This is a genomic window from Actinocatenispora sera (assembly GCF_018324685.1).
Lineage (GTDB): Bacteria > Actinomycetota > Actinomycetes > Mycobacteriales > Micromonosporaceae > Actinocatenispora > Actinocatenispora sera.
This window is the reverse complement of record NZ_AP023354.1, coordinates 6,867,206-6,885,663: the sequence shown is the minus strand read 5'-3', so window position 1 is coordinate 6,885,663 and position 18,458 is coordinate 6,867,206. Positions and strand designations below refer to the sequence as shown.

The 18,458-nt window shown below is 73.2% G+C and carries 19 protein-coding genes; 6 read left to right on the top strand and 13 right to left on the bottom strand.

Going from position 1 to position 18,458, the window contains the following annotated elements:
• Window positions 1-15: 15 nt before the first annotated feature.
• A complete protein-coding gene (locus Asera_RS32340; protein WP_030445140.1) occupies window positions 16-918 on the bottom strand; it encodes an NADP-dependent oxidoreductase in 903 nt (300 codons plus the stop codon).
• 78 nt (window positions 919-996) lie between these two features.
• On the bottom strand, window positions 997-2,232 hold the full coding sequence (locus Asera_RS32335) for a L,D-transpeptidase (RefSeq protein WP_084131024.1): 1,236 nt from the start codon (window positions 2,230-2,232) through the stop codon (window positions 997-999).
• 282 nt (window positions 2,233-2,514) lie between these two features.
• On the opposite strand from Asera_RS32335, the gene hpnH reads away from it, so the two are divergent.
• Window positions 2,515-3,513, top strand: a complete 999-nt coding sequence (gene hpnH / locus Asera_RS32330) for an adenosyl-hopene transferase HpnH (RefSeq protein WP_030445142.1) — start codon at window positions 2,515-2,517, stop codon at window positions 3,511-3,513.
• A gap of 655 nt (window positions 3,514-4,168) precedes the next feature.
• Here the strand turns inward: hpnH and Asera_RS32325 are convergent.
• Together Asera_RS32325 and Asera_RS32320 are read right to left on the bottom strand one after the other, a co-directional pair.
• Window positions 4,169-4,699, bottom strand: a complete 531-nt coding sequence (locus tag Asera_RS32325) for a nucleoside/nucleotide kinase family protein (protein ID WP_030449417.1) — start codon at window positions 4,697-4,699, stop codon at window positions 4,169-4,171.
• On the bottom strand, window positions 4,696-5,094 hold the full coding sequence (locus Asera_RS32320; RefSeq protein ID WP_030449416.1) for a RidA family protein: 399 nt from the start codon (window positions 5,092-5,094) through the stop codon (window positions 4,696-4,698). Before Asera_RS32320 ends, Asera_RS32325 begins: the two co-directional genes overlap by 4 nt.
• Before the next feature lie 172 nt (window positions 5,095-5,266).
• Between Asera_RS32320 and Asera_RS32315 the strand changes: the two genes are divergently transcribed.
• A complete protein-coding gene (locus Asera_RS32315) occupies window positions 5,267-6,379 on the top strand; it encodes an aminopeptidase P family protein (protein WP_030449415.1) in 1,113 nt (370 codons plus the stop codon).
• Window positions 6,380-6,462: 83 nt separating this feature from the next.
• On the opposite strand, the gene Asera_RS32310 is transcribed toward Asera_RS32315, so the two are convergent.
• On the bottom strand, window positions 6,463-7,131 hold the full coding sequence (locus Asera_RS32310) for a hypothetical protein (RefSeq protein WP_035298556.1): 669 nt from the start codon (window positions 7,129-7,131) through the stop codon (window positions 6,463-6,465).
• 98 nt (window positions 7,132-7,229) lie between these two features.
• Between Asera_RS32310 and Asera_RS32305 the strand changes: the two genes are divergently transcribed.
• Window positions 7,230-7,691 (top strand): MarR family winged helix-turn-helix transcriptional regulator, encoded by a 462-nt coding sequence (locus Asera_RS32305; RefSeq protein ID WP_030449413.1) that lies wholly within the window; start codon window positions 7,230-7,232, stop codon window positions 7,689-7,691.
• A gap of 106 nt (window positions 7,692-7,797) precedes the next feature.
• Here the strand turns inward: Asera_RS32305 and Asera_RS32300 are convergent, their stop codons facing one another.
• Window positions 7,798-8,793: a sigma-70 family RNA polymerase sigma factor gene (locus Asera_RS32300; RefSeq protein WP_030449412.1), complete on the bottom strand. Its 996-nt coding sequence runs from the start codon at window positions 8,791-8,793 to the stop codon at window positions 7,798-7,800.
• Window positions 8,794-8,968: 175 nt separating this feature from the next.
• Between Asera_RS32300 and Asera_RS32295 the strand changes: the two genes are divergently transcribed.
• Window positions 8,969-9,532 carry a dihydrofolate reductase family protein gene (locus Asera_RS32295; RefSeq protein WP_030449411.1) on the top strand — a complete coding sequence of 188 codons (564 nt, stop codon included), beginning with the start codon at window positions 8,969-8,971 and terminating at the stop codon, window positions 9,530-9,532.
• A 40-nt stretch (window positions 9,533-9,572) separates the two neighbouring features.
• On the opposite strand, the gene Asera_RS32290 is transcribed toward Asera_RS32295, so the two are convergent.
• The gene (locus Asera_RS32290; protein ID WP_030449410.1) at window positions 9,573-9,944 is read right to left on the bottom strand and encodes a DUF4267 domain-containing protein; all 372 of its coding nucleotides are present in this window, start codon (window positions 9,942-9,944) and stop codon (window positions 9,573-9,575) included.
• A 119-nt stretch (window positions 9,945-10,063) separates the two neighbouring features.
• Between Asera_RS32290 and Asera_RS32285 the strand changes: the two genes are divergently transcribed.
• On the top strand, window positions 10,064-10,639 hold the full coding sequence (locus tag Asera_RS32285) for a TetR/AcrR family transcriptional regulator (RefSeq protein ID WP_030449409.1): 576 nt from the start codon (window positions 10,064-10,066) through the stop codon (window positions 10,637-10,639).
• A 12-nt stretch (window positions 10,640-10,651) separates the two neighbouring features.
• Here Asera_RS32285 and Asera_RS32280 read toward each other — a convergent pair whose 3' ends face one another.
• On the bottom strand, window positions 10,652-12,553 hold the full coding sequence (locus Asera_RS32280; protein WP_030449408.1) for a CASTOR/POLLUX-related putative ion channel: 1,902 nt from the start codon (window positions 12,551-12,553) through the stop codon (window positions 10,652-10,654).
• A gap of 246 nt (window positions 12,554-12,799) precedes the next feature.
• A complete protein-coding gene (gene map / locus Asera_RS32275) occupies window positions 12,800-13,576 on the bottom strand; it encodes a type I methionyl aminopeptidase (protein ID WP_030449407.1) in 777 nt (258 codons plus the stop codon).
• A 64-nt stretch (window positions 13,577-13,640) separates the two neighbouring features.
• Here map and Asera_RS32270 point away from each other — a divergent pair, with 64 nt between their 5' ends.
• On the top strand, window positions 13,641-13,934 hold the full coding sequence (locus tag Asera_RS32270) for a helix-turn-helix domain-containing protein (RefSeq protein ID WP_212804786.1): 294 nt from the start codon (window positions 13,641-13,643) through the stop codon (window positions 13,932-13,934).
• Between the two features lie 225 nt (window positions 13,935-14,159).
• Here the strand turns inward: Asera_RS32270 and Asera_RS32265 are convergent, their stop codons facing one another.
• The 4 genes from Asera_RS32265 to Asera_RS32250 form a co-directional block, all read right to left on the bottom strand.
• Window positions 14,160-15,470 carry a DUF58 domain-containing protein gene (locus tag Asera_RS32265; protein WP_030449405.1) on the bottom strand — a complete coding sequence of 437 codons (1,311 nt, stop codon included), beginning with the start codon at window positions 15,468-15,470 and terminating at the stop codon, window positions 14,160-14,162.
• Window positions 15,471-15,558: 88 nt separating this feature from the next.
• The gene (locus Asera_RS32260) at window positions 15,559-16,536 is read right to left on the bottom strand and encodes an AAA family ATPase (RefSeq protein ID WP_030449404.1); all 978 of its coding nucleotides are present in this window, start codon (window positions 16,534-16,536) and stop codon (window positions 15,559-15,561) included.
• A gap of 16 nt (window positions 16,537-16,552) precedes the next feature.
• Complete coding sequence (locus Asera_RS32255) at window positions 16,553-17,863, bottom strand: DUF4350 domain-containing protein (RefSeq protein WP_157035159.1); 1,311 nt, start codon at window positions 17,861-17,863, stop codon at window positions 16,553-16,555.
• Window positions 17,860-18,399 (bottom strand): DUF4129 domain-containing protein, encoded by a 540-nt coding sequence (locus tag Asera_RS32250; RefSeq protein WP_051802981.1) that lies wholly within the window; start codon window positions 18,397-18,399, stop codon window positions 17,860-17,862. Before Asera_RS32250 ends, Asera_RS32255 begins: the two co-directional genes overlap by 4 nt.
• Window positions 18,400-18,458: the final 59 nt, after the last annotated feature.

Genomic DNA, 18,458 nt, shown 5'->3' with positions numbered 1-18,458 from the left:
CGCCGGCCGAACCGGTCAGTCGACGGTGAGGACGATCTTGCCGCCAGCGTGCCCGGTGTCGCTGAGCCGCTGCGCCTCGGCGGCGTCGGCCAGCTGGTACCGGGCGGCGATCGGTACGGTCAGATCGCCCGCGGCGACCTGCTTCGCCACCTCGGCGATCGCGGCCGGTTCGACCATCACCTCGCTGCCGCCGGTGAACAGCACGCCGTACTCGGCCGCGTTCGGATCGGCGATCGTCACGATGCGCTCCGGCCCACCGCGCAGGGCGATGGAGTCCGGCAGCGCACCCCGGCCGGCCGCGTCGAACACCGCGTCGACGCCGTGCGGCGCGACCGACCGGACCCGGTCGACGAGCCCGTCGCCGTAGGCGATCGCGGTGACCCCGAGCCGCCCGAGGCGGTCCCGGCCGGCCGCGCCGGCGGTACCGACGACGGTGACGCCGCGCCGCCGCGCGAGCTGCCCGGCCAGGCTGCCGACACTGCCGGACGCGCCGTGGACCAGCAGCGTCTCCCCCGGGGACAGGTCGAGCAGCCGCAACACCCGCAGCGCGGTCTCGGCCGCGACCGGCACCGCCGCGGCGACGTCCCAGGACAGCCCCGCGGGCTTGGGCACCACCCGGTCCGACAGCGCGAACTGCGCGTACGACCCGGTCGCGGTGTGGCCGAGCACCTCGTCGCCGACCGCGAAGCCATCGGTGTCCGGACCGACCGCGTCGACCACACCGGCGCCCTCGACGCCCGGGGTCGACGGCAGCTCGATCGGCCAGCCGCCGCCGGCCCGCAGCTTGCCGTCGATCGGGTTCACGCCGGCCGCGCGCACCCGGATGCGTACCTGTCCCCTGCCCGGCTCGGGAACCGCCACCTCGGTCAGTTGCAGTACTGTCGGACCGCCGTGACGGTCGAACACGATTGCCTTCATGATCCTCATCCTTACCCGGGCGACCCGCCACCGGCCACCTGGCCCTCGGCCGGGAGGGGCCGGCGTGCCCGGGTCGGCTCAGCGCCGCGGGTACGGGTCGTAGGCGGTCGCGTTGCGCACCGAGTCGGGCACCGGTAGCGCGCTGCCGGCCACGAAGGTGTCCCAGTCCATGTCCCAGTCGGTCCAGCCGTTGCCCGGGGCGAGCCTGGTGCCGGTACCCGACACGGTGACGGGATCGCCGATGTGGGTGCGGGCGAAAAGCCACGCCGCGTCCGGATCGGAGATGTTGACGCAGCCGTGCGACACGTTGCGGTGCCCCTGGTCGGCCACCGACCACGGCGCCGCGTGGATGAACTCGCCGCCCCAGGTGAGCCGCTGCGCGTTGTCCACCGGTGCGACGTAGTTCTCGCCCGGGATGCCGCGGGTGTCGAAGACGGTGTGCGCGGCCTTGTCCATGATCACCATGTGCCCGGACGAGGACGGCGCATCGGCCTTGCCGAGACTGACCGGCATCGTGCGGGCCAGCCTGCCGTTCCGGTACACCTTCATCTGCTTGGGCCGGTTGGTGATCCGCAGTTCGATCCGGTCGGAGCTGATGCGGGCGGTGGCGCTGCGGTCGGTGTCGCCGTAGCCGCCGTGGCCCATCGGCAGGCCGCCGAGCGCCATCCGTACGGTCAGCTTCGTGCCCGGCTGCCACCAGGTCGCGGGACGGTACTCGACGCGCCGCGGACCGAACCAGTGCCAGGCGCCCGGTTGCGGCGGATCGCTGTGCACGAACAGCCGCCGCTGCACCGAGGCGCGCAGGTTCTTCGGCACGTCGCGCAGGATCTCGACCGCGATCGGCATGCCCACCCCGTAGGTCTGGCCGTCCTGCACGTACATGCCGGTGCCGACGCGGTTGCTCGGTTCGCTCATGGTGGTGAACGTCGTGCGGCGCTCGACGTGCTGCCGGCGCGCGCCGACGGCGACGACGGTCGCGGTGTAGCGCCGGTGGTACGCCAGCGGGCGGTCCGGCACCCAGCTCGTCCCGTCCGGCCGCAGCGAGCCGTCGACGTGGTTGCCGTGCGCGTCGACCAGCCGCACCTCCTCGACCGACCCGCCGGTCACCGTCGCACCGATCTCGGTGCTGACCGGCAGGCCGGTGGCATGCGCCTTCGGCCGTACCGAGAGCGACAGCGCCGTCCGGTCCGCCGCCGGCGTCGGGCCGGCGATCGTGTCCCTGGTGTCCGCGCCGTCGCCGGTGCACCCGGCGGTCGTGGCGACCGCGGCGGTGAGTACCGCGAGCGTGGCGATGGCCGTACGAAGCCGTGTCACCGTGCCCTCCCATGTCCGGACTGCCCGGCACGACGGTGTTCCCGGCCCATCGTGCCGTGGACCGGGCGGGCCGGCGGAGGCTTCGGCGGTACCTGCCCGGATTCGCGCTCTGCACGGTCTGTGGATCCACCGTTCGGTGGTGCCGGCATCGCGCTTCCACTGCGCAGCACCGGTTCGCTGTGGTAGTCCAGATATGACCGCTTCGGGTGGTCCGGTGTGCCCTGGTTGTTCGCGGGTCGTGCGCCGGGCCGAGGACCACGGAAGCAAAGGAGTCGCGCGGCGATGAGTATCCCGTTCCGGCAGGCGGCGAAGATCGGCGCGTACCTGTTCCGGCAGAAGCTGGCCGGTCGCAAGAAGTTCCCGATCACGCTGGAGCTCGAACCGCTGTTCGCCTGCAACCTCGCCTGCGAGGGCTGCGGCAAGATCCAGCACCCACACGACGTGCTCAAGCAGCGGATGCCGGTGGAGCGGGCGCTCGCCGCCGCCGACGAGTGCGGCGCCCCGGTGGTCTGCCTGGCCGGCGGCGAGCCGCTGATGCACCCGCAGGTCGAGGACATCGTCGAGGGCCTGATCCAGCGCAAGAAGTTCATCTACCTGTGCACCAACGCGCTGCTGATCCCGCGCAAGATCGACAAGCTGCACCCGTCGCCGTACCTGTCTTTCGCGGTGCACATCGACGGCCTGGAGGAGCGGCACGACGAGTCGGTCGCGAAGAAGGGTGTCTTCACGCAGGCGGTGGACGCCATCAAGATGGCGCAGGACCGGGGATTCCGGGTCACCACCAACACCACGTTCTTCAACACCGACACCCCGCAGACCGTCATCGAGGTGCTCGACTACCTCAACAACGATCTGAAGGTCGACGGGATGATGCTCTCCCCGGCGTACGCGTACGAGAAGGCGCCGGACCAGGACCACTTCCTCGGCGTGGAGGAGACCCGCGAGCTGTTCCGCAAGGCGTTCGCCAACGGGCGCCGGGAGAAGTGGCGGATCAACCACTCGCCGGCGTTCCTGGACTTCCTCGAGGGCAAGCGCGACTTCGCCTGCACCGCCTGGGGAATCCCGTCGTACTCGCTGTTCGGCTGGCAGCGGCCCTGCTACCTGATGGGCGACAGCTACGCCAAGAGCTACCGCGAGCTGGTCGAGGACACCGACTGGGAGAAGTACGGCCGGGGCCGGGATCCGCGCTGTGCCAACTGCATGGCGCACTGCGGGTACGAGCCGACCGCGATCATGGCCACGATGTCGTCTTTGCGGGAGTCCATTCGCGCCGTGCGGTGAGGTCAGTGCGCACCTCTATGCGCTGAGGTGCTCCCGAAGCGCCGTGTCCGCGCGGGGGTGCTGTGTTGTTGCTGGTGTAAAGGCCACCTCTGTTCACGCTTGGACCCCGCGTGGGGGAATGCGAGGAGAGGGCTTCGCCCCCTCCTCGCGCTCCTTCCCCGCCAAGGGGATTCCCCTTGGCCATCCCCTTGCCAGGCCCGGTGACGATGCCCCTCGACGCCGAGTGCGTGTCGAAGAAGACCGGGGCCCGGCCCGGCATGTCCATCACGGCAACGCCCGCCTCGCAACGCGTCGCTTCGTGTCCCGGCGGCCCGCAGGTGGGTTGGGGGTTTGGTTTGGCGTGGCGGTCCGGCGGCGATGGGTAGGCCGCACCGACACCCCGTCGTTCCGAAACGGGCCAGGCGGGGTCAGGATCTCGTCTCTGGTTTTCCGGTGGGGGATTGTCAAGGGGGCGACTGCCCCCTTGACGGGGAGGGGTGTGGGGAGGGGCGAAGCCCGCTCCCCACGGTCCCCCCACGAGGGGTGAAAAGAGAAACAGAGGTGGCCTTTACACCACCAACAAGAGCGCACGCAGCGCGAACAGGGGGACGCCGCCAGCAACGCGCGCGAGCCGGGCACCGGCGCTTCGGGCCCACCTCAGCGCAAAGAAGTGGCCTCAGCTCCAGGTGGTGATCCCGATGATCTCGGTGGCGATGTCCGTGACGGTACGGCCGTCGGTGGGAACGCGGTGCACCCAGCTGGGGGCGTCGCGGTCCAGGCGGTCGGCCATCTGGGCGCTGCGGTGGGTGTGCAGGTCGAGTTCGCTGCCGATCTCGCGGGCCGCGAGCCTGCCCAGGGTGGTGGTGTCGGACGCGGTCAGCAGTACCCCGATGCAGCGCGCCGCGCCGGTCGCGCGCCGGATCAGGTCGGCGTCGAGTACCGCCGAGGTGTTGGTGTAGATGAGCCGGCGCTGGCCGCGGGCGGCGAAGTTGCGCCACAGCGCGCGCAGGTTCTCCTCGGTGAGGGTGGCGAGCGTCGCGTCGCCGGGCGGCTTCGGCCAGGTCTGGTCCAGCGTGTCGCCCTCGACGTAGGTGTGCGCCACGTCCGCCGCTTTCAGCAGCGCGGCGATCTCCCAGCCGACACTGGACTTGCCGACGCCGGAACGGCCGCCGATCAGCAGCGCCTCGGTGCCGTCCGCTGCCGTCACGACAGGGCCGCGGTGAGGTCGATCTCGACGAGCTGGCCGGCGTAGCCGAGCGCGGTGACCCCGAGCAGGGTGCTCGCGGTGGTGAACGCCGGCGCGAGCGGCGACGCCTGCAGCCGCTCCCACACCGACACGAGGACCGGCTGCTCGTCGCTCGCCACGTACACCACCGAGCGCACCACCTGGTCCGGTTCGGCGCCGGCGGCGCGCAGCGCGAGCAGGCAGTTCGCCACCACCTGGTCGACCTGGGTGAGCACGTCGCCGGGCCCGACGAGCTGGTCGTCGGCGTCGACCGGGCACTGCCCGGCAAGGTACGCGGTGCGCCCCGCCTCGGCGATCGTCACGTGGTGGTAGCCGTCCGGCGCGTGCAGGCTGGGCGGATTGCTGCGGTTGATCACGCCGGAAGTATCGCCGCCGACGGGCTGGCCCGCATCCGTGTTGCGAACTGCTGGCCGCCGCACCGGCCGTCCGGCGGGGGAGGTGCCCGGTGCGTGGCGTCGGCGGCAAGGCGTCCCGCCTGCTCAGTACCGTTGCGGCAGGGGGTACAGCGTGCGAGAAGCGGGGGGAAGCATGGGGGGCACGGCGTTCGGGTCCGAGGTGTACCGGCGGCGGTGCGAGCGGGCGGTGGCGGCGGCGCGAGCGGCGGGGCTGGCGGCGCTGGTGCTCACGCCGGGTCCGGACCTCGCCTACCTGTCCGGGTACACACCGCCGGCGGACACCGAGCGGCTGACCGCGCTGGTGGTCCGCGCGGATGCCGCGCCGACCCTGGTGGTGCCGACGCTGGAGCGGCCGGCCGCGGAGCTGGCACCGGCCGCCCTCACGTTCGCCGACTTCACCGACGGCGTCGACCCGTACCGGCTGCTGGCCGACCTGCTGCCGGCGGCCGGCCGGCTGGGCATCTCCGACTCGGCCTGGTCGCTGCACCTGCTCGGGTTGCAGCGCACCGTGCCGGAGCTGTGCTGGGCGGGGCTGTCCGAGGCGCTGCCGATGCTGCGCGCGGTGAAGGAGGCCGACGAGCTGGGCCGGCTGGCGGCGGCCGGCGCCGGCGCGGACGCCACGTACGAGCAGGTCCTCGGGGTGCGGTTCGCCGGTCGGCGGGAGGTCGACATCGCCGCCGATCTCGCGGCCGGGCTGCGCGAGCACGGCCACGAGCAGGTCGATTTCACCATCGTCGCGTCCGGCCGGAACGGGGCGAGCCCGCACCACGAACCGACCGACCGGGTCATCGCGGAAGGCGACACGGTGGTGCTCGACTTCGGCGGGCTGCGCGACGGGTACGGCTCGGACACCACCCGCACGGTGCACGTCGGCGAGCCGAGCGCCGAGGTCCGCGAGGTGCACGAGGCGGTACGGGCGGCCCAGCAGGCGGCGTTCGAGGCGGTGGCGCCGGGCGTACCGTGCGAGCACCTGGACGCGATCGCGCGCAGGGTGGTCACCGAAGCCGGCTACGGGGAGTTCTTCATCCACCGCACCGGCCACGGCATCGGGATGACCACGCACGAGCCGCCGTACGTCGTCGCGGGGGAGAAGCAGCCGCTGGTGCCGGGGATGTGCTTCTCGATCGAGCCGGGCATCTACCTGCCGGGCCGGTTCGGGGTCCGGATCGAGGACATCGTCACCGTCACCGAGTCCGGTGGACGGCGGTTCAACGACAGCAGCCACGCGCTCGCGCTGGTGCACTGACGCCGGGGTCGGCGACTGCCGGGCGGACCGCTCCGCGGGAGAGCCGGGACAGCGGTGCGCCCAAGGTGCGCCGACTCCGCCCGTCAGCCGTCGCTGTGTCCGGTGCTGACCTGGTCGACCGGGGGGAGCCGGTCGTCGGCGGCCGTGTTCGGCGCAAGCCGGGTGACGGCGTGGGGCATCTCGCCGACGGTGAACACCCGGACGGCCGCGCCGACGGTGACCCCGGCGAAGGAGGCGATGTCCGGTACCCCGTCCGGCAGCCGCACGGTGTGCGCGCCGGCACCGAGGTCGCCGTCGAACACCCGCAGCGTGGTGCTGCGCGGTTCCGGCGGTGCGAACGAGGTCATCCACCACGCCTGCACGGTGACGTGTCGGGCCTCGCCCAGGGTGAGCTGCACCGCGCGCCCGACCGGGTCGTAGCCGATCTGGTCGGCCGGCGCCTCGGTGGCGGTGGCGGCCTGCACCTGGGCCGCGACGAGGCCGGGGATGCCGGCGAGTCCCTGGACGAAGACCACCCGCGGGTTGCGCGCGAGCAGGCTGGCGCGCAACCGTTGCTTCGTGTCGGCCGGGACCATGCCGCCGAAGACGAGGACGTCGAGCTCGGCGCCGTCGTACTCGTCGAGGACCCGGTCGAACTGGTTGGTCGCGTCGGCGGCGTAGCCCAGCGCGCGCAGCGCGTCGACGGTGTCCAGGAGCACGTGCGGGCTGCGGCCGACGACGAGTACGCGTCCGGGCCGGTTCTGGGTGTGCACGATGGCGTCTCCTGTCCGGTCGTGGCCGACCGTCGAACAATGTTGGCCACACCAACATAGCGAGTGTTGGTCGAACCCACAACTGTTAGGCTCGTCTGGTGCCTCCCCGACATCGCGACACCGACCGCACCCCGAGCCGCCTCGAGGGCCGGGCGACCTGGCTGGTCAGCCGGGCGTACGCGCGTTCTTCTGGGCTGCTCAACGCCGGCTTCGGGGCCGGCGGGGACGGGCTGCGCGGCTACCACTACCGCCTGCTCGCCGCGCTGGCGGAGTGGGGACCGGCGAGCCAGGCGCAGCTGGGCCGGCAGACCGGGATCGACCGCAGCGACGTGACCGCCGCGCTGGCCGAACTGGAGTCACGCCGGCTGGTCGAGCGCTCGGCCGATCCCGACCACGGGCGGCGGAAGATCGTCACGATCACCGCCGCCGGGTCCGACCAGCTGCACCGGCTCGACCAGGTCGTCGACGGCATCCAGGACGATTTCCTCGCGCCGCTGACCCCGGCCGAGCGGGACCGGCTCGTCGCCCTGCTCACCCGCCTGGTGGACGCACCACGCTGACCCGACCCCGCGACCCGGAATCGGCCGACGCCGCCCCGGTGCGGCGACACCGATCGCGCAGCAGCCCCGGCGTGCCGGCGCCGCGTGCGGATCGGCCGCAGGCGCGCTAGCGCGGCGGCAACGATCGCGGCAGGCCGAAGGGGGCGAGCGTGCCGGCGTCGAACCGGGTCATCGCGGCGATGCGGTCGCCGGCCAGGCCGAGAACGTACAGCCCGGTGCCGTGCCGGGTCCCGTCCGGCCCGCACAGGTAGGCGCCGAAGGCCGGCTGCCCGTTCGCCCGCGTCGGTACCAGCTCGAACCGGCGGCCGGCGTCGAACAGCAGGGCGCAGAACCGGGCCACCACCTCCCGGCCCTCGTACTCGAGGGGCAGCGGCGGCATCGCCATGAACACGTCGTCGGTGAGCAGCCCGACCAGCGCGTCGAGGTCGGCCGACTCCCAGGCGGCGACGAACCGTGCCACGATCGCCCGCTCGGCCGGTGCGGCCGGTGGCGGTTCCTCGCCGGCCTGCTGCCGGTCCCGCAGGCCGGACCGGGCTCGTTTGAGGGCGCTCTTCACCGCGTCGACGGTGGTGTCGAGCATGGTCGCCACCTCGTCCGCCCGGAACCCGAGCACGTCGCGCAGGATGAGGACGGCGAGCTGGCGCGGCGGCAGCGTCTGCAGCGCGGTCACGAACGCGAGCGAGATGGCCTCGGCCTGCTCGATGCGTACCTCCGGGCCGGGCGGCGCCGTGTCGGGGTCGGCGAGCAGCGCGTCCGGGTACGGCTCCAGCCAGACCACCTCGCCGAGCCGGGTCGGCTCGGGCGGTTCGACGTTCGGGATCGCCCAGCGGGCCGGGTTGCGGCGGCCGGCGGCGCGGCGCGCGTTCAGGCACCGGTGGGTGGCGATCCGGTACAGCCAGGTGCGCAGCGACGCGCGGCCCTCGAAGCCGGCGAAGCCGCGCCATGCGGACAGCAGCGTGTCCTGCAGCGCGTCCTCGGCGTCGTGGAAGGAGCCGAGCATCCGGTAGCAGTGCACCTGCAGTTCCCGCCGGTACGGCTCGGTCAGCTCGCGGAACGCCTCGCCGTCGCCGGCCCGTGCCCGTGACATCAGCTCGATCGGCATCACACCCACCCCCGGATCGTTTCGATGGTCTCGTCCTTGCCGGTATGGACACCGCCGGGACCGGAAAGGGGGCGCCGGGCGGGTGTCGGTCTTGTCACGTCGGCGTGGCGCCACGTGCGCCGTGCCGTGGTGTCTACCCCGGTGACAGTCGAGCACGTGACCTTGGGGGTCCATCATGGCAAGGATCGTGATCAGCGAGAACGTTTCGGTCGACGGCGTCGTCGAGGTGGGCGAGGGCTTCGACCGGGGCGACTGGTACGGCCGGATCGGGGCGGCCGACCGGGAGGCCTGGGCGAAGCTGGAGTACGACGAGGCGCTCGGTGCGGACGCGCTGTTGCTGGGCCGGCGGACGTACGAGTGGTTCGTGGCGCAGGGCTGGCCGTCGCGTTCCGGCGGCTGGGCGGACCGGCTGCGCGAGCTGCCCAAGTACGTCGTGGCCGGGACCACCGACGCGGACAGCTGGGCGAACACCACGGTACTGACCGGCCCGGTCACCGAGGCGGTCGCGGCGCTGAAGCGGGAGCGCAGCGGCGAGATCGTGCTGTACGGCAGCGGCCGGCTGGCGCGCGCCCTGCTGGCGGCGGACCTGGTCGACGAGCTGCGGTTGGTGACATACCCGTTCGTGGTCGGCGCCGGCGAGCGGCTGTTCGGTGCGACCGACGCCGTGTGGCCGTTGCGCCTGGCCGAGAGCCGAACGGTGGGGGAGAACCTCACCCGGCTCACCCTCCGCCCGGCCTGACGCTCGCCGACCGTCGGGGGCCGCGTGGCCCCCGACGGCCTCAGCCGAGCAGCAGGAGCAGGCCGCCCACCACGGCGAGGACGCCGGTGCCGGCGTGCACCGCGTACGCGACGATCTTCGGGCCGCCGCGCCGCAGCACGGTCAGGCAGTCGGCGAACGCGGCCACGCTGCCGGCGAACAGGATCCAGCCGGCGACGGTGTGCGCGCCGAGGATCAGCGGCACCGCGATCATCAGCGCGCAGGCGAGGTCGCGGTTGCCCTTGACCGACAGGTAGGTGCCGGCGTCGCCGTCGGGGTCGGCGGGGATGCCGTAGCCGGCGGCTGCGGCTCGCGGGACGACGAGGAACCGGATTCCGATCCACACCAGGGCGGCGGAGATCACGGCGGCGATGACGGTACCGGCGATGGTCATGACTGCTCCGAATCGTGGGGTCGGGCCGGCGGCCCGACCGATGAAATCTAGCAACGCTAGGTTTGTGGTCAGCGAAAGAGTAGCACTGATTTTTAATCTAGCAATGCTAGGATCGACCCATGAGCATCCAGTCCCGTCGGGAACGGGAACGCGCCGAGCGACACCAGCTGATCGTCACCGCGGCCCGTGAGCTGGCCGAGGCCGAAGGCTGGGACGCGGTCACCACCCGCCGGCTCGCCGCCCGGATCGAATACAGCCAGCCCGTGCTGTACAGCCACTTCCGCGGGAAGGAGGCGATCATGGAAGCGGCCGCGCTGGAGGGCATCGGGGAGCTGAGCGAGCGCCTGCGCGCGGCCCGGGAGGGCGAGAGCGACCCGGCGGCGGCGATGCGTGCCGTCGCGGCCAGCTACGTCGAGTTCGCCGCGCAGCAACCCGCGCTCTACGCGGCGATGTTCACGCTCACCAGCGATCTGTCCTTCGGCACCGCGGCGAGCCCGGCGACGCTGCGCGCGGCGTTCGGCGAGTTCATGGCGACCGTACGGCCGTTCGCCCGGCCCGGTGTCGACCTGGAGACGCTCACCGAGACGTTCTGGGCGGCCCTGCACGGCCTCGTCTCGCTCGGCGACAGCCACCGGCTGCGCCCCGGCCGTACCGCCGACCGGTTGGCCCTGCTGGTCGACCGCTTCCTGAGCTGACGCCCGGGAGGGTCAGTCCTCGGCGAGCACGATGACGCTGTCGCCGGGGCGGATGGTCAGCGGCGCCGCCTTGTCCGGGTTGAGCACGATGCCGAACGTCGGCGGCTGGTGCGACTGCGTCGCGACCCGGTAGCCGATCGCCGACTCGCCCTTCGCCCGGGCCGCCTCGACCACCGTCTGGTAGTTGATCGGCACCCCCGGCCGCACGTACCGGCCGGCCGGCTTGAGGTAGATCTCGCAGCCGTCGGCGTCGAACAGGTCGTTGAACAGCTGGGCCAGGTGCGGGTTCTCCGACACCTGCGTCATCATCAGCGTCAGCAGCTTGTCGCTGACGATGAAGTCGTCGGCCTGGGTGACCTGGGCGAGCGCCCGGTTCCGGTCGTCCGCCATCTCGCTGACGATGGAGAACCGGTCGCCGAGCTGCTGTTCCATGTCGCGCAGCTGCAGCAGCGTGGCGAGGGTACGCGAGTCGGCCAGCTGCGGATCGACGTCGTCGCCGCACAGCACGATGATGTGGTCGAAGTCCTGGACCCGCAGCTGTTCCAGTACCGCCCGGTCCGAGCTGTCCTCGGACTTGAGGTCGAGCAGCATGTTGGTCACGGTGAGCTTGCGCATGCACGGGCCGGCATCGGGATGGCTCGCCACCACGTGCGCCTCGGAGCCGGGCGACACGTACTGGTCGAGCTGGCGCAGCACGCCCTCGGCGCGGGCGTTCCAGCCGAGGATCAGGGTGCGTTCCTTGATCGGCGGCGAGTTCGGGATCGCGGTGATCGCGGGGCCGTGCACCGGTGCCGGGCCGGTGGGCGACAGCACGACGGTGTCGTCGTCCTCGGAGATCGCGATCAGCCGGTCGCCGGGCCGGATCGGCGTCCGGCTGTCCGGGTTGACGACGTTCCGCCCGTCCGCGCCGAGGATCCCGATGATCGACGAGGTGCGGTACGCGTGCAGCGCGTCGGCGTAGGTGTGCCCGACCAGCGCCGGCTCCTCCTTCAGGTACACCTCGTCGCCGCCGAAGTCGAGCAGGTCGGTGTACACCACCGACAGCCCGGACTGCCGGCAGGTCTGGACGATGAGCCGGGCCGCGATGTCGTTCGCGTCGATCAGGTACGCGTTCGGGCCGCCGGCGAGCCGGGCCGCGGCGAGGTTCTTCGTCTCGCTCACGCACCCGACGATCGGGCAGGGCTGGGCGGTGCCCTCGCGGGCCCGGTTGATCGCGAGCAGGGTACGGACCAGGTTGGCGTCCGGGTTCGACTCCGCGAGCGGCAGGATGATCACCGACTTCGCCTCGGCCGGGTTGACGATCATGATGTCGTCCGGGTCCACCGGATCGCCGGTGCGGCAGACGATGCGCATCCGGCCGACGTCGGGCACCTTGGCCCGGATCTCGTCCTCCATCTCGACCTTGTCCCGGTCGGCCAGGATCGCCACGCACGACTTGCGCTGGTTCTCGTTGGCCTCGGCAAGCTCCGACAGCACCGTGAACACCTGGTCGGACCAGCCGAGTACGACGGTGTGTCCCTGCTCGAGCACCTCCGAACGACCCTTGCGCAGGTCGGTGAGCTTCGCGTCCAGGCCGGTGGTGAGCACACCGATGAAGGCGGTGACGATCATGATCCCGCCGATGGTGATCAGGAACGCGATCGCGATGTACCACCAGTGCCCGGTGTCGCCGGCGACGGTGCCGGGGTCCATGGCGTGCAGGACGGCCTGCCACAGCGAGGCGAGCAGCCCATGCGGCTCGCCCTCGCTGGAGCCGGGGTGGACCAGCAACTCCACCAGCCAGGCCAGGACGCCGCCGATGACGACGACGGCGAGCGAGGCGACGGCGAGCCAGCCGACGAGGGCGGGGGTGCCCCTGGACATCGTCCGGTCGAACCAGTACCGGATTCGTCGACGGAACGTGATGGCGGGCACCGCTTCTCCCTGTGCGCTGGCTGTGTCCCGCATGGGTCGGCGGGGCCGGCACATCGTGTCGGCGACCGATGGTAGGCCGCCGCGCAAGTCCGACTCATCCCGGTGATCTGCGGTTCATCGGATGCTTGCCCACAGTCGAAGTCCGGTTGCTCCGGGTGGTCGGGTGCGACGCGGTCGGACAGGCGGCGCCGGCCAGTAACGGAAAGTCACCGCATCCAGCGCCGCTGCGGTGCGGCGCCACTGCGGTCAGCGCGGCGTCGGCAGGGTGAGGATCTCGGCTCCGTCGGCGGTGACGGCGATGGTGTGCTCGCTGTGCACGGTCCGGCTGCCGGTGGCGCTGCGCAGCGTCCAGCCGTCGGCGTCGGTGATCAGCTGGGCGGTGTCGGCCATGATCCACGGCTCCAGCGCAAGCAGCAGCCCGGGCCGCAGGGTGTAGCCGCGGCCGGGGCGACCGGTGTTCGGGATGTGCGGGTCCTGGTGCATTGTCGAGCCGATGCCGTGCCCGCCGAACTCGGTGTTGATCGGGTACCCGGCGGCGGTCAGCACCTCGCCGATGGCGTGCGAGAGATCGCCGATGCGGGCCCCCGGCCGGGCGGCGGCGATGCCGGCACGCAGCGCCCGCTGGGTCGCGTCGATCATCGCGAGGCTCTCCGGCGGCTGCGTGTCGCCCACCACGAAGCTGATCGCGGCGTCGGCCGCGACGCCGTCCTTGGCGACCGCGAGGTCGAGGCTGAGCAGGTCGCCGTCGGCGAGCGCGTAGTCGTGCGGCATGCCGTGCAGCACGGCGTCGTTGACCGACGTGCAGATGTAGTGGCCGAACGGGCCGCGGCCGAACGACGGCTCGTAGTCGACGTAGCAGGACTCCGCGCCGGCCGCGACGATCATCTCCCTGGTCCAGCCGTCGATCTCCAGCAGGTTGGTACCGACGGTGCTGCGGGCCTTGAGCGCCTGGAGGATGTCGGCGACCAGCGCGCCGGTGACCTTCGCCCGGGCCAGCTCGGTGTCGTTCAGGATCTCGATCATGGGTTCCGCTTCCGCTCGTCCAATAACTATACCGGCAATACTATCCCGGTATTAGAATCGGCTCATGGTCAGGTTGCCGCTCAGTCCCGCCGAGCTCGAACGCGGTGCCCGCCTGGGTGCCCTGTTGCGCCGAGCCCGGGGCGGGCGCTCGATGCTCGACACCGCCCTCGACGCCGGCGTCTCGCCCGAGACGCTCCGCAAGATCGAGTCCGGCCGGGTGGCCACCCCCGCCTTCTCCACCATCGCGGCGATCGCCGCCGTGCTCGGGCTGTCCCTCGACGCGGTGTGGGCCGAGATCAACCAGCCCGACCACGGTGTCGCACCGGCCCGGCGAGCCGGGGAACGACTCGCCTCCTAGCGTCTGTTTCGCAAGTCCCGCGTGCCGGCTGCGGCGGCCCCGTTTGCCCGCTCGCGGCGTTGTCGGACAGCCCGTGTGCAAGCCCGGCACACGAACTGCCCTCCGCCTTGCGAGCAGACAAACGGGACTCGCCTCGCTCGGCCGGGGGCTCCGAAACAGACCCTAGCGGTCGTCCGAGCTCCGCCCGGGCGAACCAGGAGCTTGGCGGAACTCGGGCATCACCGGTCAGAGCCGCCCGGTCGCCTTGAGGTCGAGGTACCTGTCGGTGACCGCGCTGGCGAACTCGGCCGCCGCGGCGTCGACCACCACGACACCGTTGCGCCGCAACGCATCGGCGATGCGGCGCCGCTCCGCCAGGGCCCGCTCGGCGGCGGCCGCCCCGTACACCTCGGGGAGACCGTCGTGCCGGTCGGTCAGCCGGTCCAGGGTGTCGTCGTGCGTTGCGGCGAGCAGCACCGTGTGCCGGTCGGTCAGCATCGGCAGCACCGGAAGCAGCCCCTCCACCAGCGCGCCCGGAGCGAGCTCGGTGAACAGCACGACCAACGAGCGCTTCCGCTCGGTGCGCAGGATCTCCCCGGTGACCAGCTCGAAGTCGGTCTCCACCAGCGCCGGCGTCAGCGGCGCCAGCGCGTCGGCGAACCGGGGCAGCAGGCTGGCCGCGCCCGCGCCCCGAACCGCCGCACGTACCTCGGTGTCGGCGGCGAGCAGGTCGACCCGGTCACCGCCGCGGGAGGCGACTGCGGCGAGCAGCAGGCAGGCGTCCAGGGCGGCGTCCAGCCGCGGCTCGTCGCCGATCCGGACCGCCGCGGTGCGGCCGGTGTCCAGCACGCACAGCACCCGGCGGTCCCGTTCCGGCCGCCAGGTGCGCACCAGCACATCGGCGCTGCGGGCGGTACCCCGCCAGTCGATCGACCGCACGTCGTCGCCCGGTACGTACTCGCGCAGCGCGTCGAACTCGGTGCCCTGGCCGCGGCCGCGGATCGTCACCGCGCCGTCCAGCACCCGCAGCCGGGCGAGCTTCTCCGGCAGGTACCGGCGGGCGGAGAAGCGGGGCAACACCCGCAGTCGCCACCGCGGCGTCATCGCGGCCGCGGCCCGGGCGCTCGCCTGCCGGTAGCCGAACCGCAGCGGGCCGTACGAGCGGACCGTGACCCGCCGCGCCGGCCGGTCACCGCGCCGGATCGGGGTCAGCGTCATGGTGATCGTCGCGCTGCCGCCGGCCGGCAGCGACACCTGCCGGACCGGCCGGTCCGCGCCTGCCGACGGTACCCAGGCGTCCCGCACCGTGGCCCGCAGCGGCCGGGTCGCCTCGTTGCGCACGTGCAGCCGTACCGTCGCCGACTCGCCCAACCGGACCCGGGTGTCACCGGTGCGGGACAACCGGACCCTGGAGATCGGTGCCGCGGCCACCATGTCCACGATGGACAGCGCCAGCACCGCGGCGACCGAGCACGCCACCCCGAGCTGCGGGTTCGGCCACAGCGGCAGCGCCACCGCCAGCACGGCGAGCAGCGCAACCGGCCGCCAGGTCAGCATCGCCGCCCCCGATCGCCGCAGCACACCGGCGCCGCCGGGGCGCGGCACGTGCGGGCGGGCACCGCGCGGGGTGGGGTGGCCATCGCGGTCAGCGCGGCGTCGGGACGCTGGCGAGAACCGAGTCGAGCACGGCGTCGCTGGTGACGCCGGCCAGCTCCGCCTCCGGCCGCAGCCGCACCCGGTGCCGCAGTACCGGCCGGAGCAGCGCCTTCACGTCGTCCGGCGTGACGAAGTCGCGGCCGGCGAGCCACGCCCACGCCTTCACCGCCGACAGCAGCGCGGCCGAGGCGCGCGGCGAGGCACCCAGCGCCAGCGACGGCGCCGTCCGGGTCGCCCGGCACACGTCCAGCAGGTACGCGAGGACCACGTCGGCGACCTGCACCGCACCGGCCTGCCGGTGCGCCGCGGCCAGGTCGGCCGGCCCGGCCACCGGCTGCACGCCGGCCGCGGCGAGGTCGTGCGGGTCGAAGCCGCGATGGTGCGCGGACAGCATCGCCAGCTCCGCGGTGCGCTCCGGCAGCGGTACCGTCAGCTTCAGCAGGAACCGGTCCAGCTGCGCCTCCGGCAGCGTGTAGGTCCCCTCGTACTCGATCGGGTTCTGGGTGGCGGCGACCGTGAACGGATCCGGCAGGGTGCGGGCCACCCCGTCGATGGTGACCTGCCGCTCCTCCATCGCCTCCAGCAGCGCAGACTGCGTCTTCGGCGGCGTCCGGTTGATCTCGTCGGCGAGCAGCAGGTTGGTGAACACCGGCCCCTCGCGGAACTCGAACTCGGCGCTGCGCGCGTCGTACACCAGCGAACCGGTGACGTCGCCCGGCATCAGGTCCGGGGTGAACTGGATCCGCTTGTGCGACAGCGACAACGCCCGCGCCAGCGTGCGCACCAGCAGCGTCTTCGCCACCCCCGGCACGCCCTCCAGCAGCACGTGGCCGCGGCACACCAGCGCGATCACCAGGCCCGAGACCACCGCGTCCTGGCCGACCACGACCTTGCTCACCTCGGCGCGCAGCCGGCCCAGCGCCGCCCGGGCGTCCCCGTCCTCGTCGATCGCCGGCGGGTCCGGCATCGTGCCGATCCGGGGCTCACCGATGTCCTGCACGCCCAGTCTCCTGTCTCGTACTGCCGTCATGCGGGTCGAGCACCCGGCGTCGCAGCTCGGCCAGGTCGGCGGCGAGCGCGCGCAGTTCGTCGTCGCGCTCCGGTGCCGAACCGTACAACACCGACTCGACCCGTTCGATCGGCCAACCGGACGCGGTGGCCAGCGCCTCCGTGCCGGTCGCCTCGGCGGCGTCGCCGACCCCGGCCCGCAACCGCCGAAGGGTACCGGCCCGCAGCGCCGCGGCGGCCGCCGCGCGCGCGTTCGAGCGCCGGTACAGCCGGGCCCGGCCGAGGACCGTCTCGGTGCTCGGCACCAGTACCGGCAGCGGTTCGCTCACCGGCCCGCCGAGCCGCCGGGCCCGCCACGCGGCGAACAGTACCGCCGCGACCAGCAGCTGGACCACGATCGCCCACACCCAGGGTGGCAGCGCCGACCACAGCGGGTTCGGCGGGTCACCGCCGGCCGACGAGTCGCCGCCCGCCCCGGAACCGGAGTCGGGGCCCACCGTCGCCGAGGGCGGCTGGAACGTGGGGCCGGTCGCCGTCGGATGCGGCCGGTCCGGGCTGATGGTCGGTGCCGGCGGCAGCGGGGCCTGCTCCACCGGCTCCGGCCGGTGCAGGCTCAGCCAGACCACCGGGCGGGTGCCGAGCAGTGCCGCGGCCAGCGCCGCGTTGCGATGCTCGCCGATCCGGTCGTTGCGGAACACGTCCGCCGCGCCGACCAGCACCACCTGCGGTCCGCCGCTCGCCGGCAGTTGTAGTACGCCGCCGGCGTAGCACCGGTGCGCGCCGGGCGCGGTCGCCGTGTACGTGTCACCGCGGACCGCCGCCGGCCCGGCCGACCGCACGCCGGCGCAGCCCGCGTCGGCCACCCCGGTGGTCCACCGGCTGCCGGTACGGCGGGCGGGCAGCCGCTGCTCGTCCAGCACCGCTGGGGACGGCGCGACCAGCACGACCCGGCCGTACCGGTGGGTGCCCAGCAGCCGAGCGAGGTGCGCCGGCTGCACGTAGCCCGGCGCCGTGACCAGCAGCGTCGCGTCGCCGGTGGCGCCCGACAGGGCCGCCGCCGAGCTGCCCACCCGGTGCACCGGCGCGCCCGCGGCGGCCAGCCGGTGCGCGATCGCCGCGGAGCCGATGCCGGCGCGCGAGGCCGGCTCCAGGAACTGCGCGTCGGCCGGCGTGACCCGCTGCACCGCCCAGGTCACGATCGTGCCGGTGAACAGCAGCACGACCGCCGCCGCCGGCGCCATCCAGCGCCGGAACCGCAACCGCCGCCGGGTCGATCGAGTCGTCATCGCGCCGCCCCCGCCCGCTCGGACACGGCCGTGGCCAGGGTACGCATCCGGGCGTCGTCGGCCGCGGTGGCCGTGCGCCGGGCGTACCAGATCCGGGAGAACACCTCGGCCGCCTCGGTCATCGTCCCGGCCAGCTGCGGCGCCGCGCGGCCGGCGGCCGCGGCCAGCTCGGTGACCGTCCACTCCGGACGGTGCGCCAGCACCCCGCGCTCGACCAGCTCGCGCACCATCGCCCGCAGCCGCTCCCGGACCGCCTCGGCGTAGCGGCCGGCCGCTGCGTACCGGTCGGCGAGCGAGGCGAGCTGCGCCGGCGGCAGCTCCGGTACCGCGTCGTCGTCGGCCGCCGGCTCCGGCGGCTCGACCGCGGCCGGCGGATCGACCGGCTCGGGGTGCCGCCGGCGTCGCGGCCGCCAGTACAGCGCCAGCAGCGCGATCCCGGCGAGCAGCAGCACCAGCGCGGCCAGCCCGGCCACCCCACCCGGTACGTGGTCGGCCAGGTCGGCGACGAACTCGGTCCAGCCCCGCGACACGTTCACCGGCGCACCTCCCTCGCCGGAACGCCGGCGGGGCACCCGCGACGCCCGTGCCTCGCTCG

Bases quoted from the DNA above. Each gene is read 5' to 3' on its own strand.
- Asera_RS32340 (WP_030445140.1), bottom strand. From the start codon at position 918: ATGAAGGCAATCGTGTTCGACCGTCACGGCGGTCCGACAGTACTGCAA.
- hpnH (WP_030445142.1), top strand. From the start codon at position 2,515: ATGAGTATCCCGTTCCGGCAGGCGGCGAAGATCGGCGCGTACCTGTTC.
- Asera_RS32315 (WP_030449415.1), top strand. From the start codon at position 5,267: ATGGGGGGCACGGCGTTCGGGTCCGAGGTGTACCGGCGGCGGTGCGAG.
- Asera_RS32300 (WP_030449412.1), bottom strand. From the start codon at position 8,793: ATGCCGATCGAGCTGATGTCACGGGCACGGGCCGGCGACGGCGAGGCG.
- Asera_RS32295 (WP_030449411.1), top strand. From the start codon at position 8,969: ATGGCAAGGATCGTGATCAGCGAGAACGTTTCGGTCGACGGCGTCGTC.
- Asera_RS32290 (WP_030449410.1), bottom strand. From the start codon at position 9,944: ATGACCATCGCCGGTACCGTCATCGCCGCCGTGATCTCCGCCGCCCTG.
- Asera_RS32285 (WP_030449409.1), top strand. From the start codon at position 10,064: ATGAGCATCCAGTCCCGTCGGGAACGGGAACGCGCCGAGCGACACCAG.
- map (WP_030449407.1), bottom strand. From the start codon at position 13,576: ATGATCGAGATCCTGAACGACACCGAGCTGGCCCGGGCGAAGGTCACC.
- Asera_RS32270 (WP_212804786.1), top strand. From the start codon at position 13,641: ATGGTCAGGTTGCCGCTCAGTCCCGCCGAGCTCGAACGCGGTGCCCGC.
- Asera_RS32265 (WP_030449405.1), bottom strand. From the start codon at position 15,470: ATGCTGACCTGGCGGCCGGTTGCGCTGCTCGCCGTGCTGGCGGTGGCG.
- Asera_RS32260 (WP_030449404.1), bottom strand. From the start codon at position 16,536: ATGCCGGACCCGCCGGCGATCGACGAGGACGGGGACGCCCGGGCGGCG.
- Asera_RS32255 (WP_157035159.1), bottom strand. From the start codon at position 17,863: ATGACGACTCGATCGACCCGGCGGCGGTTGCGGTTCCGGCGCTGGATG.